Here is a 719-nt window from a genome sequence, read left to right as displayed (position 1 = left end):
AAAGATATTTTCAGGTCCGGCCTGTGTTGGCGTGTCAGGCGGAGGGATAAAAAATGTATTCTTCAGCGTTGACATATTTTTACGTTCAGAAAGACTTATCAGTTCCGGAAGTGCATCCGGTCAGCACGTGTCGTTACAGCACTTACAAAAACCTCCTGCTCATAATCTATGTAATATCATTCCGGTTTCTCAGGCCAATTTTAAATATCGCTACTTGTCGGTAGTAACACACTTTTCCGTAGTATATATGAATACGTTTTTCCATATTATTTACTGTATCTCCGGCAAGGCAATAACTTATTACCCGTCATTCAATGACGCTAAATCGTTTAAATTAAAGATCTCTTCTTATATAATGAAAGGGGACATCAGGAATGCGCAGAGAAATATTTTTTTAACTGGCGCAAACATTGTGAAGAAGAAATCCGACAAAAAGATATCTGTTAGTATTCAGAGCCACGTGGTACCCAGGAAAAATGCAGGGGGAGTCTCTCAGTTCATGGCGTTCAGAATAAAGGACTGACAGATTCCACAAAAACCACAACGCCTTCACCGTTACTGATGACTCATGACAGGTCAAATCCACCACAATGACACGCTGTTTCCCGGCACTTTCCATCAGTTCAGACAGCCCGAGGTGGGTGTACTGACACTGACTCATCAAAAATATCTGTTTCATCCGTCTTCTGTCAGCTCCGGAGGAGCCTGTTCATTCTGTT

The 719-nt window shown here is 41.9% G+C and carries 1 protein-coding gene; it reads left to right on the top strand.

The annotated features are described in order from the left end of the window. The coding region (locus OGX95_RS00005; protein WP_286627835.1) for a hypothetical protein at window positions 1–523 on the top strand (523 nt) is incomplete at its 5' end. Window positions 524–719: the final 196 nt, after the last annotated feature.

The sequence above is a fragment of the Citrobacter sp. Cu233 genome (assembly GCF_030332225.1).
In the GTDB taxonomy this organism is placed as follows: Bacteria; Pseudomonadota; Gammaproteobacteria; order Enterobacterales; family Enterobacteriaceae; genus Citrobacter.
The sequence above is the reverse complement of the archived record's forward strand: the minus strand, read 5'-3'. Positions and strand labels throughout refer to the sequence as shown.